Here is a 16,129-nt window from a genome sequence, read left to right as displayed (position 1 = left end):
CGGCTCAGCGCAGCAGTTCGCGCAGGTCCTTCGCCTCCCAGTGGGGGAAGTACTTGCGGACCAGGGCGTTGAGCTCGAGCTCGAAGCCGGCCCAGTCGACCTCCTGGCTCTCCGCCACGCCTTCCGACACGGCACGGATCATGCCCGCCCCCACCGTCACGTTGGTTAGCCGGTCGATGACGATGAAGCTGCCGGTCCCCGGGCTGGTGGCGTAGTCGTCCAGCGGCACCTCGGCGGTCAGCGCCACCCGGCAACGGGCGATGGCGTTGAGCTCGAGGCGCTCGGCGGCGTGGTGCTCCAGGGTGTTGACGTCGACCTGGTGGTGGATGACCTCTACCTGCCCCGAGACGGAGCGCCCGGCGAGGCGGATGTCGACCTGCCGCCCCGGCGTCAGGGCCTCCTCGTGCATCCACACGATATCGGCGTCGAAGGCGCTGGCGAGCGCCACCTCGGCGTCCTCGGCGACGAGCCAGTCGCCGCGGGAGACGTCGATCTCGTCGTCGAGGGTCACGGTGATCGCCTGCCCTGGCCAGGCGGCCTCGAGGTCGCCGTCGAAGGTGACGATGCGCTCGATCGTCGAGGTCTTGCCGGAGGGCAGCACCTTGACCGCCTGCCCCGGACGCAGCACGCCCGCCTCCAGGGTGCCGGCGTAGCCGCGGAAGTCGAGGTTCGGCCGGTTGACGAACTGCACCGGCAGGCGCAGGTCGGTGAGGTTGCGGTCGCGGCTGATCTCGACGCTCTCGAGTAGCTCGAGCAGCGCCGGCCCTGGTTGGCCATCGACGGAGTACCACGCCATGGCCTCGCTCTTGTTGACCACGTTGTCGCCCTTGAGCGCCGACATGGGCACGAAGCGGATGTCGCGGGCATGGAGCTTGTCGGCGACCTCCCGGTACTCGGCGACGATTTCGTCGTAGCGTGCCTGGGAGTACTCGACCAGGTCCATCTTGTTGATGGCCACCACCAGATGCTGGATGCCCAGCAGGTCGGCGATGAAGCTGTGCCGGCGGGTCTGGGTCTGCACCCCGTAGCGCGCGTCGATCAGGATGATCGCGAGGCTCGCCGTGGAGGCCCCGGTGGCCATGTTGCGGGTATACTGCTCGTGCCCCGGGGTGTCGGCGATGATGAACTTGCGCTTGTCGGTGGAGAAGAAGCGGTAGGCGACATCGATGGTGATGCCCTGCTCGCGCTCCGACTGCAGACCGTCGACCAGCAGCGCCAGGTCGACCTCGTCGCCGGTGGTGCCGCTCTTCTTCGACGCCTGAGTGATCGCCGCGAGCTGGTCGTCGAAGATCATCTTGGAGTCGTGCAGCAGCCGGCCGATCAGGGTCGACTTGCCGTCGTCGACGCTGCCGCAGGTAATGAAGCGCAGCAGGTCCTTGTTCTCGTGCTCGTGCAGGTACTGCTCGATGTTGTCGGCGATCAGGTTCGATTGGTGAGCCATCAGAAATACCCCTCGCGCTTCTTCTTCTCCATGGAGCCCGCCTGGTCGTGGTCGATGGCGCGGCCGCTGCGCTCGCTGGTGCGGGTCAGCAGCATCTCCTGGATGATCTCGGGCAGGGTAGCCGCCTTCGATTCGACCGCCCCGGTCAGCGGGTAGCAGCCGAGCGTGCGGAAGCGCACCCACTTCTCTTCCGGCACCTCGCCGGGCGCGAGCGGCATCCGCTCGTCGTCGACCATGATCAGCATGCCGTCGCGTTCGACCACCGGGCGCGGGGCGCTGTAGTAGAGCGGCACGATGGGGATCGACTCGAGGTAGATGTACTGCCAGATATCGAGCTCGGTCCAGTTGGAGAGCGGGAAGGCGCGGATCGACTCGCCCTTGTTGACCCGGGCGTTGTAGAGGTTCCACAGTTCGGGGCGCTGGTTCTTGGGGTCCCAGCGGTGGTGCCTGTCGCGGAAGGAGAACACCCGCTCCTTGGCACGGGACGCCTCCTCGTCGCGGCGGGCGCCGCCGAAGGCGGCGTCGAAGCCGTACTGGTCCAGGGCCTGCTTGAGGGCCTGGGTCTTCATCACGTCGGTGTAGCCGCTCGAGCCGTGATCGAAGGGGTTGATGCCGGCGGCCCGCCCCTCCTCGTTGGTGTGCACCAGCAGCTCCATGCCCGCCTCCGTCGCCATGCGGTCGCGGAAGGCGATCATCTCGCGGAACTTCCAGGTGGTGTCCACGTGCAGCAGCGGGAACGGCGGCGGGCCCGGGTAGAACGCCTTGCGCGCCAGGTGCAGCATCACCGAGGAGTCCTTGCCGATGGAGTAGAGCATCACCGGGTTCGAGAACTCGGCCGCCACCTCGCGGATGATGTGGATCGACTCGGCCTCGAGCTGCTCGAGGTGGGTCAGCCGACGGGGCGTGATGGCGGCGCCCGATGGCGCACTGCCGACCTGGGCGGCCGATTCGCGGAAGGGTGCATGACGTGTCGGTGCAACATGAGTGGTCATGGCCCGGCTACCTCGCATGACGTTGAACGGGAGATCATGCGGGACAGGGTAACGCCGGATCGATAATAACCCAAAAGAATTAATAACTATCTTTTTAGAACGAAACTCTTGGCGGTTCAGAGATCCACCCGCTCCACCCAGGTGGCCAGTTCGCCGGCCTTGAGGTCGACGATGCGGTAGCCGGGCCGCGAGGCCTCATCGACGGCGAAGTGCTCCGCGCCGGGCAGGAACTGATCGGTGGTGGAGGGGCAACCGTAGACCGCCACCTCGCCCTCGCCCAGTTGTCGGTGAGCGGCGAAGGCCTGGTGGATATGGCCGCAGAGGATCGCCTTCACCTGGCGATGGGCTGCCAGGGTCTGCCAGAGGGCCTCGCGATCCAGCAGGCCGATCTCGTCGAGCCAGGCCGAGCCGATGGCCAACGGCGGGTGATGCATCACCAGCAGGGTCGGTCGGTCGTTCTCCTCGAGCCGGTCGGCCAGCCAGCCGAGCCGCTCGGGCCCCAGCTCGCCGTAGGGCTGGCCGGCGACCCGGGTATCCAGCAGCAGCACCCGCCAGGTATCGAGATCCAGGGCGTCGAGCGGCTCGCGGACCTCGGCCATCAGCGCCGGCTCGTCATGGTTGCCCGCCAGCCAGAACCAGGGCGCGTTCAGCTTTCCGAGGGCATCGGCCGCCAACTGATAGGAGCCCGCCGTCTCGTCCTGGCTGACGTCGCCGGTCACCAGCACCATGTCCGGCCGCTCCCGATTCACCGCCTCGATCACCGCCTCGAGCTGGCGCAGCGGGAAACCGGCCCGGGAACGGGCGCGGGGGTCGGCATGAAGGTGGCAGTCGCTGATCTGGATCAGGCGCATCGGGGCAACATCTCGTCAGGGCGGGTTATTCAAGGTAACTGGTTCAAGGCAGCTCTGGCAGGTCGACGGAGTGGCCGTGGGCCAGGCCGTACTCGAGCCACTCACCGAGGAAGCGGTTGAGCTGCAGTTTCTCGTCGGGCTGGTGCATGCGCGCGTTGGGGTAACGGTAGCGGCCACTGAAATGGCGCTGACGCTGGAAGTCGGTGACCTCGGCCATGCGCACGTCGTGGTAGAGGTGCACGCGCATGCGTGGGGTATCCATCAGTTCGTCGAGCACGCCCTGCTGGGAGACCTGAGCGATGGTGGTGTAGGGGGCGTGCTCGAGCACATCGAGGCACAGCGCCCCGAACCGTCGGCTACCGCGGAGCAGCTCCACCTCGCGGGTCTCGCCGGCGTCGAGCTCACCCAGCAGCCGGGTCAGGCGCAGGTAGTTGGCGGTGCACTCGCCCTGCAGGCTCTTCAGGTCGGTGACATAGGCTGTTCTCGACACGCTACCTCCTTGCTCGCAGTGATGCGCGTTCGCCCGCCAGCCAGTGGAAGGCGATCAGACACATGGCATTGTCGAGTCGCCCGGCCTGGAGGAGTTCCCACGCTCGGGTAAACGGCAACACATGCACGCGGATGTCCTCGTGTTCCTCGTCGAGCCCGTGCACCCCACCCAGGCCGCGGCTGTCCACCAGGCCACAGAACAGGGTGACCCGCTCGTCGCAGGCCCCGGGGCTGGGGTAGTAGGTATGCAGCTCGATCAGCTCGCCCACCTCGCAGCCGGCCTCTTCCTGCGCCTCGCGGCGGGCGACCTCGGCGACGCTCTCGCCCCGCTCGACGAGTCCCGCCACCACCTCCAGCTTCCAGGGTGACGCGGGGTCGTCGAGTGCACCGGCACGGAACTGCTCGATCAGCACCACGGTGTCACGCTCCACATCATAGAGCAGCACACCCACGGCGTCGTGTCGATGATGTACCTCGCGCACCACCTCACCGCTCCAGCCACCCTCGAACAGGCGATGGCGCAGGTGCAACTCCTCCAGGCGAAAGAAGCCCTGGTGCAGGCGGCGCCGCTCCAGCAGTGCCACATCGGCGCCCGAGAACGGGGCCGTGGTGGTGAGATCCTGATCGTGCTCGTGAAGGGAGTCGCTCATGCCGGTCTCCGGATCGCAGGCTGGCGACCATTATCATGACCCAGCAGGAGGATGCCAACCGCCGCGGGAAGCGACGGCCGGCGACGGAGGCGATCAGAGGCGGGAATGCAGCGCCCTCGCCCGTTCCCTCAGCGCCGCGTCGGAGGCCCGGCGATCCGCCCGGGGCTCGCCCTCCATGGCACGCTGCGCATGCTCGCGGGCCTCGTCGAGGCGCCCCTCCTCCTCGAGAAAGGCGGCGTAGTAGAAGTTGACGTCAATGCCTTCGGGGCGGATCTCCAGGGCGCGGCGGAACATGCGCTCGGCGGTGTCGCTGTTGCCGAAGCCCAGCGGCCGCCCGGGAGCCCGGTGGTAGAGCGCTCCCAGGGTCACATAGGCCGAGCCGTTGGCGCCCTCGGGGTCGAGCTCGATGGCCCGCTCCAGGGCATCGCGGGCGCTGCGGGCACTGCCCAGTGCCCCCAGGCCGCTGCGCTCCCGGGCATGAGACGCCTCGATGATGCCATGCCAGACCCGCGGCAGGGCCGCCTCGGGATGAGCCTCGACCAGGCGTTCGGCCTCCTCGGCCAGCGCCTTCAGGGCGCCGCGGCGCTCCCCCTCAGGCAGCTCGGTGGTGACCCGCTCCCAGCGGCTCTTCAGGGCGTCGACCTCCCCCTCCCAGGCGAGCAGGCCGGCGAGCGGAGCGATGGCGAGCCCCAGGCCCAGGGCGGCAACCCGCAGATGGCGTCGAATCATGCCTTGTCTCCTCGGTGTCTTGTCGTTGTCCCACCCCGAAATGTAACGAACGTTTGAATGATTCGCCAGTGACTTGGCGCCGCAGGCGCCGATGGCGTATGTTGCGTCTCTCCACCCACGGGAGGGTCGAACCGGATGAAAGGCCGCAACATGACACGCTGGCGCGACCCGGCCAAGGACCCGCGCCAGGAACCCAAGAGCAACCTGATCACCGCCGAGGGCGCCGCGCGCCTGCGCGGCATCCTCGACCACCTGTCGCGGGTCAAGCGCCCCGCGCTCTCGGCCAAGGTCGGCGAGGCGGCGGCACTCGGCGACCGCAGCGAGAACGCCGACTACACCTACAACAAGAAGGAGCTGAACCGGGTCATCGCCCGCATCCGCTACCTGACCAAGCGCCTCGACGAGCTCACGGTGGTCGACCGGCTGCCGGCCGACACCGAGCGGGTCTACTTCGGCGCCTTCGTCACCCTCGAGGACGACGACGGCGAGGAGCTGCAACTGCGCATCGTCGGCCACGACGAGACCGACACCGCGCAGCGCTGGATCAGCGTCGACGCGCCCCTGGCCCGGGCGCTGCTCGGCAAGTCGCTGGACGACGAGGTGACCGTCGCCGCCCCGGGCGGCGAAGCAAGCTATATCATCACCGGGATCGCCTATCGTGATCCGCAGGCCTGAAGGAGCATCACACCATGCCTGTGGTCTTCCGCTACAAGGGCATACGTTTCTTCTTCTACTCGAACGAAGGAAACCCGCTGGAGCCCATGCATATCCACGCCGAAAGCGGAGATGGCGAAGCCAAGATATGGGTGATGCCGCACATCGCCATTGCCAGTAGCAGTGGTTACAATCGGAAGCAGCTATCTCGACTTATGCAATTGGTCGAGGAGCATCGCCATGATATCGAGAGGGCCTGGAATGAGCATTTCAGCCAAGACCGCCAGCTTTGACGAACACACCATGTGGGTCGAGCTCAGCGATGGCAGGACGCTGGGAGTGCCACTGGCCTGGTTTCCTCGCCTGCTGCACGCCAGCCCCGAGGCACGTGAAAAATACCGGATCAGCTATTCCGGCCAGGGGCTCCATTGGGACGAGCTCGACGAGGATATCTCCGTGGAAGGATTGCTTGCCGGCAGAGGGGACACGACCCACCATCATGGGCGTGTCGCCTGACGTCTCCGCCTCGAGCATCACCTCACCGCCCGATAGACCCGGAAGCGGCGGTCGTCGGCGAGGGTCTCGAAACTGCCGAAGGCGCGCTCGAGCAGGTCCGGGTAGGGCAGGAAGGCGTTGGCCACGATCATCAGCCGGCCGCCGGGCACCAGGTGGTCGGGGGCTTCCAGGATCAGTCGCGCCGCCGGCCCGTAGTCGATGGCCCGCTCCTGATGGAAGGGCGGGTTGCTGACGATGATATCGAAGCGCCGCTCGCCGAGCGTGGCGTAGACGTCGCCGACCCGCGCCTCGCCGGCCAGGCCGTTGGCGGCGAGCGTGCGGCGGGTCGCCTCCACGGCGAAGGCGTTGATGTCCACCGCGGTGACCCGGGCCCCGCACCGGGCCAGCCAGGCGGCCAGGATGCCGTCACCGCAGCCCATGTCGAGTACCTCGCTGTCCGCCGGCACCCGGCCGGGCAGTTGCTCGAGCAACAGCCGGGTGCCCTCGTCGAGCTTGCCGTGGCCGAACACCCCCGGGTGGCTGGCCAGGGTCACCCCCTCGACCTCGAACGACGACCAGGCCGCGTCGGGGTCGAGACCGACCCGGGCGAGGCGTGTCTCGAACAGCGAGCAGCGCCGGGCGCTATCGACCTTGCGACAGCCCAGCCCCAGCGCCGCCAGCGCCTTGAGCACCCGCTTGATGCCGCCCTGGTTCTCGCCGGTGAGCTGCAGCGGCGTGCCCGGCGGCAGCACCGCACAGAGCCACAGCAGCCACCATTCGCCCAGTGCATGGCTCTTGGGCCAGAACAGCACCGCCCCCGGCGCGTCGCCCGGCAGGCCGTCATCGAAAGGCGAGAAGGCCGGCCGGCCATGGCCACGCCAGGCCGCGAGCACCGCCGCGTCGGCGCTGATCACCGCGCCCTCTCCCGTTTCCAGCCAGGCGTCCCGTGGCGGCGCCACCCACCACCAGCCTCGGTAGTCGGCGTCCTGGCGTTCCAGCAGCTGACAGACCGGGGTCTCGGCACTCATGAAGCGGGCTCCTCTGGGGGCGTACGGGGGTCGGGATGACGAGACGCCGCGGGGCGTTCCAGGGTGTAGAGCAGGTAGCGACCCAGCCGCCAGTGGGGATCGCTCCGGCAGTAGCGCCACTCGAGCTCGAGGAGTCGCTCCCGGTCGCGCTCGCCGGTGGGCGGCTGGCGCAGGTAGTCGTGGAAGACGCGAATGCCCGCGACCGCCGAGATCGCCAGCCCGTTCTCGGCCGCCCAGGCCTCGATCTGGCCATGGGTCAGCGGCGAGATCGGGGTCAGCCGACGGCGTCGGCCGGTGCCTGCGAGACGATCGGCCAGCGCCTTCTCCAGGTTACCCTTGACCACGTTGGACATCCGCAGCGCGTCGCGGTTGAAGACCATCAGCGAGAGCTGGCCATCCGGCGCCAGCAGCCCCGCCAGGGTGGCGAGGGCCGCCCGGGGATCGGCCAGCCATTCCAGTACCGCATGACAGGCGATCAGCCGCCAGGGGCCGGGGGCGCGCTCGGGCAGGGCCTGCAGCGGCGCCTGGAGCAGGCTCACCGACTGCCCGGCCAGGCGCGCCCGGGCCCGCGCGAGCATCTCCCCGGAGGGCTCGGCCAGGGTCACCGCATGGCCTCGGGTGGCGAACCAGGCAGCCAGTTGGCCCAGGCCGCCCCCCACGTCGAGCAACGGCTGGCCGTCGAGGTGCAGCATCCCCGGCAGCAGCCGGTCGAGCAGCGCCAGGCGTAGCTCGCCGCGAGCCGCCCCATAGAGGCTGTCGGTGAACTTGTCGGCCAGGCCATCGAAGTAACGATCGCCGGCCGGGGAAAGGGGCAAAGGAGTCTCGGACATACCGACCTCGTCGGGCGGGTTCGCCGGGCATTCTACCCGGGATCGGCCCACGACTCATCGTTCGGGAGCCGAGGCAGGTGGCGCCCCCACCTGCTGTCGGCCTCGATCTCGGCGGCCAGCGCCAGCAGTCGACGCTCATCGCCCATGGGACCGATCACCTGTACGCCTACCGGCAGGCCGTCCGGCGTGACGTGCAGCGGAAGCGACATGGCCGGCTGTCCCGTGAGATTGGCCAACTGGGTGAAGGGAGTACGGCCGAGCGATTCCCGGGCCAGGCGATGCAGCATGCCGGCCTTGAGCGCCAGGAGGGAAACCCCCGGCAGCGCCAGCAACGACATCAGTCGCTCCTTGCCGGCATCGGGATAGAGTTCGCCGAGGCGTGGGGCCGGCGTCGCCGCCACCGGCATCAGCAGCATGTCGAAGCGGCGGTGGAACTCGCCCATGGTGCGCGCCACCCGATTCCAGTAGCGCTTGGCCAGCTCATAGTCCCGTGCCGACAGGCAACGCCCCAGCCGGCCGATCGCCCGGGTCGAGGGTTCGATGTCGAGCCGCCCCACCGGAACGCCCGTCTGTTCGCTGATCCAGGCCAGGTCGGCGGCCAGGTGTCCCAGGTAGAGCGTCAGGTAGCTGTCGGCCAGCCGCTCGCCGTCCACCGGTGGGTCGCACCACTCCACCGTATGTCCCATCGCCTCCAGGCGATGGGCGGCCTGCTCCACGGCACGCCGCACCTCGGGGTCGAGCCGGGCTCCCAGCGGTGCCCCCAGCGGCTCGCCCAGGGAGACGGCCACCTTGAGCCGCGCGGGCGGCCGGGCGATGGCGGCCAGGAAGCCATTCTCGCGGGGCAGCGGTTGGGGTGCCCCCTCGTCCATGCCGTTGGTCTGGTCGAGCAGTGCCGCGCTGTCACGCACGCTGCGGGTCAGGACGTGCTCCACCACCGCCCCTTGCCATACCTCCGCGTACTGGGGGCCGAGGGGAACCCGCCCGCGAGAGGGCTTGAGGCCGAACAGGCCACAGTAGCTGGCCGGGATACGGATCGAACCGCCACCATCGCCGGCCATGGCCAGGGGCACCAGCCCGCCGGCCACCGCCGCGGCGGCACCGCCGCTTGACCCACCCGGCGAGTGTCCTGACTTCCAGGGATTCCGGGGATGGGGAAAGGCTCGCGGCTCGGTGATCCCCATCAGCCCCAGTTCCGGCGTGGCGGTCTGGCCGAGGATCACCAGCCCCGCCTCGCGCAGGCGACGCACCAGAGTGGCGTCCTCCGGCGCCCGCCAGTCGACCAGAGCTGCACTGCCGAAGGCGAGCGGTTCGCCGGCGATGGCCATCAGCAGGTCCTTGGTCAGGGTCGGTACCCCGGCGAAGAGCGCTGCCGGATCGACCCGTCGCCCCTCCTGCTCGGCCCGCTCGAAACGGTAGCGCACCACCGCCCGCAGGCGGGGATTCTCCGCCTCGATAGTGGCACAGGCCGCCGCGAAGACCTCCTCCCGGCTCACCTCCCCGCGGCGAATCAGGGCCGCCAACCCCAGGCCATCATGGGCCCGATACTCGCTCGGTTCCATGGCATCTCCCTTACCTGCGTCCTCGCACGAGTCCCTCGACAGCGCCAGTACCGGGCCGACGGGTTTATCTCATTCGCGCAAGCGCTTATAATGCGCCGCGTTTCGCCCTCTTAGCTCAGCAGGATAGAGCAGCCGCCTCCTAAGCGGCAGGTCGCAGGTTCGAATCCTGCAGAGGGCGCCACTCTCGATCGCTCTCGGCCTCCATCTTCAGCCTATACCCTCAGCCGGACGCCGCGTACATGCACTGGTGATCGCCGAGCCCGCTGCCTATGCTGTTCCCAGCCCCTGTGGCTGGAGCGACACCCGGGGCAACCAAGCACAGGACCGCCATGCCTCGCCGGAGCCCGTCACATGGTCAAGTTCCGTCTCCTGCCCGCCCTCGTGGCGGGAATGGTACTCTTCGCCGCCAGCCTGCCGAGTACCGCCCAGGCAGCCGCCGACGACTACTACGCCGACAAGACCATCCGCATGATCATCCCCTTCACTCCGGGGGGCGGTACCGACGCCTTCGGCCGCCTGATCGGCCGTCACCTGGGCCGGCACATCCCGGGGCAGCCGACCATCGTGGCCGAGAACATCACCGATGTCGGTGGCCTGCTGGGCAGCAACGAGTTCGCCGAACGCGTCGACCATGATGGCACCACCCTGCTGGCCGCCTCCGGTCACCTCAACCTGCGCGCCATCCTCGGGCTACGCGGCCTGCGCCTCGACCTCGACACGCTGGAACCGGTGGTCACCGCTCCCATGGGCCATGTCACCGTCATCTCCACCCGCGCCGGCATCGAAGCCCCCACCGAGGTGCTCGAGGTTCAGGGCTCGATGACCAAGGGCATCACCGACCCGATCGGCCTGATCGAGTCGGTGCTGGCCATGGAGCTGCTCGGGATCGACTACCGGGGGGTGCCGGGCTACGGCAACCGCGGCGACACCCGCGTCGGCTTCGAACGCGGCGAACTGATGCTCAACACCCAGAGCACGGCCGGCTATCTCGCCAGGCTCCTGCCGCTGGTCGAGGAGGGTCGCGCCATGCCGCTCTACGCGATCGGCTTCCTCGACGAGGACGGCAGCCCGCGGCGCGACCCGGCGGTACCGGACATGATCACCGCCCCCGAGCTCTACGAGCGGATCCATGGCGAGATGCCTTCCGGCACCGTCTGGGAGGCCTTCAAGGTCACCGTGCCGCTGGTGCAGAACAGCCGCGGCACGCTCTGGGCCCACGCCGACATCCCCGAGGACGCCATGGAGGCCCTGCGCCTCGGCGTCGAGGCCATGGTCAACGACCCCGAGTTCCAGGAGGCCAGCGCCAATCTCCTCGGGGAATACGAGCTCCTGTGGGGTGACGACCTCGAGCGGATCAAGGCCGCCATGGACGCCGCCTCGCCGGAGGTGCTCGACTTCCTGCGCAACCTGCTCAGCGCACGCTTCGGTACCGACTTCGACTGAGCCCCCGTCGCACTGGCATCCCGCGGTCAACCGAAGACCTCGACCTGATTGCGGCCGGCGGCCTTGGCCCGGTAGCTGGCGGCGTCGGCACGCTGGATGACCGTGCCAACCTCGAGGTCGCCCTCCTGGAAGGCGGTGACGCCGATGCTCAGGGTGACGCGATACTCGCGGCCCTGATGCCTCACGACGATCTCGCCTACCGCCCGGCGCAGCGTCTCGGCGATCTGCCGGGCCTGACAAAGGGTACAGCTCGGCAGCAGCACGCCGAACTCGTCGCCCCCCTGACGGGCGACGTGGTCGCTGCGCCGCACCTCCCAGGCCACCACCTGGGCGATGCGCCTGAGCATCTCGTCGCCGAGGGCATGACCGCCCTCGTCGTTGATCGGCTTGAAGCTGTCCAGGTCGAAGAGCAGCAGCGCCGAGGGCGTACCGGCCTTGTGCCACTCGGCCAGCGCCTCCTCGAGGCGGCGCTCGAAGCCGCGCCGGTTGAGCAGGCCGGTGAGGGGATCGTGCTCGGCCTCCCAGCGGCGCAGCGCCTCCTCGTGATGGCGGTCGGTGATGTCCTTGACCGTGCCCACGAAGCCGATGATCCGGCCGTCGATGGCCACCCGGCTGGCATGCACCTCGAGCCACAGCAGCCCCCCGTCGGCGCGGACATAGCGGAACTGCCGACGGAAGTCGTCGCCGGTCTCGAGGCTGTATTGCCACAGGTCGATGGCCGACTGGCGGTCCTCGCGGTGGATATGCTTCACCCACGACGATTCGTCACGCCGGGTGAAGACGCGTCCGGTCAGCTCCGCCAGCGCCGGATTCATGTAGCTGACGTTGCCCGCGGTGTCGGTGACGAACATGCCCAGCGGCGACGACGACAGCACGGCATCGAGGAACGCCTGGCGGTCCTGGAGCCGTTCGAGGGCCGTGCTGCGCTCCTCCTCCACCCGATTGAAGGTGCCGGCCAGCCGTCGGATCTCGTGCATCCGGGTGTCGAGCCTCACCCGGCTGCGCCGCCCCTCGCCCACCTCGTCGATCTGTGTCTCGAGCCGGTGCATGGGGACCAGGGCATGGCGCACGAGCCACCACATCAGCGGCAGCAGCAGCAGGGCGAAACCGACACCGAACCACCAGAGCTGGCGAAACAGCGACTGCAGCGGTGCATGCACCTGCTCCACCGGCAGGAAGACGCCGACCACCCAGTCGGCCGGCCAGACCTGGGCGAAGGCCTGGTAGGCCTCGCCGCCACCGATCAGCGTCGCCATCGTCTCGCCCTGCCAGCCGTCCAGCGCCCGGTGCAGCATGGGGTTGTGCTCGATCGAGGGTACCGGCTGCAGCACCAGGCTCGGGTCGGGATGATAGAGGATGGTGCCACCGGCCGTGGCCACGGCGGCGAAGCCACCGGTCCCGAGACGCAGCCGATGCAGGCGCCTGAACAACCCCCCGGAATGAATGTTCACGAAGCCGCCGACGAAGCCGGCGAACTCGCCCTGCTCCGTCCGCGGCACCACGAACAGCACCAGCGGCATGCCGCTGGCGCGGCCGACGAAGGGGGCGCTGACATAGGGGCGGCGCACGGCCTCGACGAAGCGGAAGTACTCGGTCTCGGCCGTCGACAGGCCCGTACGCCCCTCCACCGACGGCCAGTCGGCCGTGATGACACCCTCGGCATCCGCCACCACCAGGCCATTGAACCACTCGAGCAGGGCGTCGCTGCGCCTCAGCTCGTGGCGCAGCGACGCCTCCTGGGGTTGTCCCCCGTCATCCTGATCGAACTCCTCGTCGAGCCTGATGGCCAACCGCTCCAGGGCGATCAGTCGACCGTTGACCTGAGCCGTGATCTCGTCGGCGATCAACCGTGCCTCATAGCTCAGGTGGGTGAAGTTGCTCTCGCGCACCAGCCTCTGCCCCGCCAGCCAGCCGCTTCCCACCAGCAGCAGGGCCACCACCACCCAGGTGACGGCCAGGCCGATCAGCAGCCGCCCCTGGAGGGAGAGGGCCGACTGGAAGAGAAGCCGGAGTCGCGGCAGCAGCAAGGGGATTCCCCGGTGGGTTAGTGATTACCGATTCGTTGGGTCATCGAAGACCAGATGATAGCGCAGGTCAAGCCAGGGGATGGCCCGATCGCCGGACTCGGGCGTCCCTGTCGTGCCTGGCTCACTGACCGCACGGGGCGAAAACTCGACAGGCGCCCACGAGAAAGCCGGCCCTCGAGGGGCCGGCTTCTGTGTACTGCTTGCAGCGGATTCGCTACTTCAAGCGACGGGCCGCTTAGAAGTGGTAGCGAACGCCGGTCAGCCAGTAGACGTTGTCGCGGATATCGCGCACGTTGTCGGCAAAATCGCTGCCGGTGGTGTCGCTGTCAATGATGGTGCCCTGATCGGACTCGTGCAGTTCGGCGAAGACGTCGAAGTTCGGAGAGATCTTGTAGTAGGCGCCGGCGGCCCAGGAGTTACGACTGGTGCTCAGGCCTTCAGCCTCCTGAGCAGCCTTGAAGTCGCCCTGAGACTCGATGCGGTAGTAGTCGAGGTTAAACGCCCAGTCGGCGACGGCATAGGTCATGCCGACACCGATCTTGTCTACGAACTCGGCCTGGTACTCGTAGCCCAGACGAGCGGAGAAGCCCGGCACGAACTCGAAGCTCGCGGTGCCGCCGTAGATGTTCTCGCCGATGCCACCGGTGCTCTCGCGATCCTGGGCGTAGCCCAGGCCCAGGCGCAGGGCGTCGATCTCGTAGACCACACCACCGGCGGTATTGATCTTGGAGGAGTTGCTGCCCTCGGAGCCCGCCTCGTTACCGTTGCCGGAGAAGTGCTTGCCCATCAGGTAGGCCTGGAAGCCCTCCAGGTTCGGCGAGATGTAGCCGACGGAGTCGCCACGGGCCTGGTGGCTACCGCCGGTGAACTCGTAGCCGCGATCCAGATAGACATCGAAGGGCGCGCCGACGGTGTTCAGGTAGAAGCTGTCGAAGTTACCGGCCTGGATGGTACCGAAGCTGTCGCTGCGCAGGCCCAGGAAGCTGTTGCGGACCTGCTGGCCGTCGCGGTTGACCTCGTCCATGCGCGGACGCAGCTCGAAGTTACCGAAGGCGGTCAGGTCGGAGCTGATACGCTGGGTGCCGCGCAGACCAAAGCGGGAGAAGACGTCGCGGAACTCGGAACCGTTGATCTTCTCGCCGTCTTCGTTGACTTCCTCACCACCACCGGAGACACCCAGGGCGATACGGCCGTAGAGGTCCAGACGGGTGCCGTCCTGGTCGTAGACGGTAGCGGCCTGAGCGGCAGCGGAAGCGCCCAGGGCACCGGCGATAGCAGTCGCTAACAGTGTCTTTTTCATCGCGATAGTTCCTTTGACTAGCTTACTGTTTCGATCGTTACTGCACGATTCACTTCGTGTGAATGCAGCCGGCTTGCCGGGCATGCTCTTTTTCACCGCTCCTGCGCGGCTCCCTCCCGGGAGGATGGCAGGCGGCGCGGCACCACCTCAGCGAAGCCTTGTTATAGTCCAATGCTCGCAAGGGAACTCTATACCGGGATATTCGGGAACGCAACAAGAAAAAACACTGTTTTCCTTCGCGGCGCACCGTCCGTACGGAACTTTCCCTTGCGCTGGCGGTCGGCGAGCCTTCCCGGCGGGCCGGCCGCCGCTGCCGGCTGGCCGATGGAATCGACCGAATACAGCCCAGGCAGCGATGAGCGGGTTCATGATGCCCTGCGAATATGACGATGGCAAGTCGGCGCGGCCACGCGCGGCGCGGGATCAGCGGCCGTTGTGCTTGGCCAGCAGGGCGGAGAGCTTCTCCTCGAGGGTCGCCGGCGCCGGGGCATCGGCGGCCGGCTGGTCGGGGCGGGGCGCCGGCTTGTCGGCCGGCGGCTTGCCCTCGGCGCCGTGTTTCCTTTCACCGCCGCCCTGCTGCCGCGGCGGCTTGCCGCGGGCCTTGCGGCGGTTGGCCTGCAGCCGCTCGAGCTTCTTGCGGGCGTGTTCGGCGGCCTCGGCGTCGACCCGCCCGGCGGCCCGGCCGTCAAGGTCGATGCGCTCGGCGTCCTCGCGCACCGACTTGAGATAGCGCGGCAGGTTGACGTAGCAGGCCAGCGCCCGGCGCACCAGCTTCTCCGGCCAGGGCTCGCGGGCGGCGAGCTCCTCGTGGATGCCGATCTTGAGCGGCCGGGTATGTCCCTTGAAGAAGGTCGAGGCGTAGCGCTGGTACCACTCGCCAAGCAGCGCCTGGGGCGACGGCGCCTCGCCGATCGGCAGGTCGCTCTGGCGATTCGCCGGGGGCGGCGACTCGGCGGCCGGCGGCTCGGGCTCCACCGGCCGGACGGTGCCCCTGGGGCGATGGCCGATCAGCGCCGAGAGCCCCTGGGCACGCCGTGCCGGCAGCGAGAAGCCGCCGCCCGCCTCGCCGGCGACGAGCCTGTCGTGCAGGTGGCGATTGTGCTCCTCGAGCTCGCGATTCTGCTCGTCGAGCTCGCGGTTTTCTTCCACCAGCTCCAGGCGGTTCGCCTCGAGCTCGGCGAGGCGGCGCTCGAGCTCGTCGCAGCGCTGCGCCACGCCCCGCTGGCCGGCCAGCGCCTCCTCGGCCCGGGCGGCCAGCTCGGCGTTGTGTGCCTCGAGCTCGCTGCGGCGCCGCTCCAGCTCGGCCAGCCGGGCCTGCATCGCCGAGTGCTGCACGCGGGACTCGTGCAGGGTCGCCAGCAGGTGCTCGACACGGCCCTCCAGTGCCTCCAGCAGACGGTATGAGCGTTCCTCGATCAAACCCTGACCCTCCAGGCAAACTCGTCGTTGGCGCATCAGCTGCAAGTCTGTGCCAGATGCCCCGGCATGACAAATGTCGCCGGATGGCGACCGCCGCCTAGGAGCCTGTCGGATTTGACCGATCGTCGCGAGGAACACGGATTTCGAGACAAGTTTATCGATCTGATGAGGCGAATAGCGCGCTATTTAACGAATCAGATCGAATGAAATTGGCCGAAAGCC

At 68.3% G+C, this 16,129-nt stretch carries 16 protein-coding genes and 1 tRNA gene; 5 read left to right on the top strand and 12 right to left on the bottom strand.

The annotated features are described in order from the left end of the window. Positions 1–4: 4 nt before the first annotated feature. From cysN to AC5W54_RS11200, 6 genes are all read right to left on the bottom strand, one after another. Positions 5–1,441 (bottom strand): sulfate adenylyltransferase subunit CysN, encoded by a 1,437-nt coding sequence (gene cysN, locus AC5W54_RS11225; RefSeq protein WP_495962175.1) that lies wholly within the window; start codon positions 1,439–1,441, stop codon positions 5–7. Further along, the gene (cysD, locus tag AC5W54_RS11220) at positions 1,441–2,433 is read right to left on the bottom strand and encodes a sulfate adenylyltransferase subunit CysD (protein ID WP_495962174.1); all 993 of its coding nucleotides are present in this window, start codon (positions 2,431–2,433) and stop codon (positions 1,441–1,443) included. Before cysD ends, cysN begins: the two co-directional genes overlap by 1 nt. A 116-nt stretch (positions 2,434–2,549) precedes the next feature. Further along, positions 2,550–3,284: a phosphodiesterase gene (locus AC5W54_RS11215; protein ID WP_495962173.1), complete on the bottom strand. Its 735-nt coding sequence runs from the start codon at positions 3,282–3,284 to the stop codon at positions 2,550–2,552. Positions 3,285–3,327: 43 nt separating this feature from the next. Continuing rightward, on the bottom strand, positions 3,328–3,774 hold the full coding sequence (locus AC5W54_RS11210; protein ID WP_495962172.1) for a DUF1249 domain-containing protein: 447 nt from the start codon (positions 3,772–3,774) through the stop codon (positions 3,328–3,330). Position 3,775: 1 nt separating this feature from the next. Next, positions 3,776–4,423 carry an NUDIX domain-containing protein gene (locus AC5W54_RS11205; protein WP_495962171.1) on the bottom strand — a complete coding sequence of 216 codons (648 nt, stop codon included), beginning with the start codon at positions 4,421–4,423 and terminating at the stop codon, positions 3,776–3,778. A 93-nt stretch (positions 4,424–4,516) separates the two neighbouring features. Next, positions 4,517–5,152 (bottom strand): tetratricopeptide repeat protein, encoded by a 636-nt coding sequence (locus AC5W54_RS11200; RefSeq protein ID WP_495962170.1) that lies wholly within the window; start codon positions 5,150–5,152, stop codon positions 4,517–4,519. Positions 5,153–5,287: 135 nt separating this feature from the next. On the opposite strand from AC5W54_RS11200, the gene greB reads away from it, so the two are divergent. The 3 genes from greB to AC5W54_RS11185 are packed head-to-tail and all read left to right on the top strand — an operon-like array spanning position 5,288 to position 6,322. Beyond that, positions 5,288–5,827 carry a transcription elongation factor GreB gene (gene greB, locus AC5W54_RS11195; protein WP_495962169.1) on the top strand — a complete coding sequence of 180 codons (540 nt, stop codon included), beginning with the start codon at positions 5,288–5,290 and terminating at the stop codon, positions 5,825–5,827. A gap of 14 nt (positions 5,828–5,841) precedes the next feature. Continuing rightward, on the top strand, positions 5,842–6,099 hold the full coding sequence (locus AC5W54_RS11190) for a DUF4160 domain-containing protein (RefSeq protein ID WP_495962168.1): 258 nt from the start codon (positions 5,842–5,844) through the stop codon (positions 6,097–6,099). Beyond that, positions 6,068–6,322, top strand: coding sequence for a DUF2442 domain-containing protein (locus tag AC5W54_RS11185; protein ID WP_495962167.1), 255 nt, complete (start codon positions 6,068–6,070; stop codon positions 6,320–6,322). Before AC5W54_RS11190 ends, AC5W54_RS11185 begins: the two co-directional genes overlap by 32 nt. A gap of 17 nt (positions 6,323–6,339) precedes the next feature. On the opposite strand, the gene AC5W54_RS11180 is transcribed toward AC5W54_RS11185, so the two are convergent. From AC5W54_RS11180 to AC5W54_RS11170, 3 genes are read right to left on the bottom strand one after another with little or no spacing between them, the layout of a single operon-like run. Next, positions 6,340–7,329 (bottom strand): methyltransferase, encoded by a 990-nt coding sequence (locus AC5W54_RS11180; RefSeq protein WP_495962166.1) that lies wholly within the window; start codon positions 7,327–7,329, stop codon positions 6,340–6,342. Beyond that, complete coding sequence (locus tag AC5W54_RS11175) at positions 7,326–8,159, bottom strand: methyltransferase domain-containing protein (protein ID WP_495962165.1); 834 nt, start codon at positions 8,157–8,159, stop codon at positions 7,326–7,328. The genes AC5W54_RS11180 and AC5W54_RS11175 overlap by 4 nt, the downstream gene beginning before the upstream one ends. Before the next feature lie 32 nt (positions 8,160–8,191). Continuing rightward, positions 8,192–9,718 carry an amidase gene (locus AC5W54_RS11170; RefSeq protein ID WP_495962164.1) on the bottom strand — a complete coding sequence of 509 codons (1,527 nt, stop codon included), beginning with the start codon at positions 9,716–9,718 and terminating at the stop codon, positions 8,192–8,194. A gap of 104 nt (positions 9,719–9,822) precedes the next feature. On the opposite strand from AC5W54_RS11170, the gene AC5W54_RS11165 reads away from it, so the two are divergent. After that, positions 9,823–9,899 (top strand) — tRNA-Arg (locus AC5W54_RS11165). 170 nt (positions 9,900–10,069) lie between these two features. Next, complete coding sequence (locus AC5W54_RS11160) at positions 10,070–11,161, top strand: type 2 periplasmic-binding domain-containing protein (RefSeq protein ID WP_495962163.1); 1,092 nt, start codon at positions 10,070–10,072, stop codon at positions 11,159–11,161. Between the two features lie 26 nt (positions 11,162–11,187). Here the strand turns inward: AC5W54_RS11160 and AC5W54_RS11155 are convergent, their stop codons facing one another. From AC5W54_RS11155 to AC5W54_RS11145, 3 genes are all read right to left on the bottom strand, one after another. Continuing rightward, positions 11,188–13,188: a diguanylate cyclase gene (locus AC5W54_RS11155; protein WP_495962162.1), complete on the bottom strand. Its 2,001-nt coding sequence runs from the start codon at positions 13,186–13,188 to the stop codon at positions 11,188–11,190. Between the two features lie 235 nt (positions 13,189–13,423). Then, positions 13,424–14,488, bottom strand: coding sequence for a porin (locus tag AC5W54_RS11150; RefSeq protein ID WP_495962161.1), 1,065 nt, complete (start codon positions 14,486–14,488; stop codon positions 13,424–13,426). Positions 14,489–14,911: 423 nt separating this feature from the next. After that, positions 14,912–15,907 carry a ProQ/FINO family protein gene (locus AC5W54_RS11145; protein ID WP_495962160.1) on the bottom strand — a complete coding sequence of 332 codons (996 nt, stop codon included), beginning with the start codon at positions 15,905–15,907 and terminating at the stop codon, positions 14,912–14,914. Between the last annotated feature and the right edge of the window lie 222 nt (positions 15,908–16,129).

The sequence above is a fragment of the Halomonas sp. LMYGS-3 genome, assembly GCF_059509875.1.
Note: the sequence above shows the minus strand (reverse complement) of the source record. Positions and strands in the feature narration are given on the sequence as shown.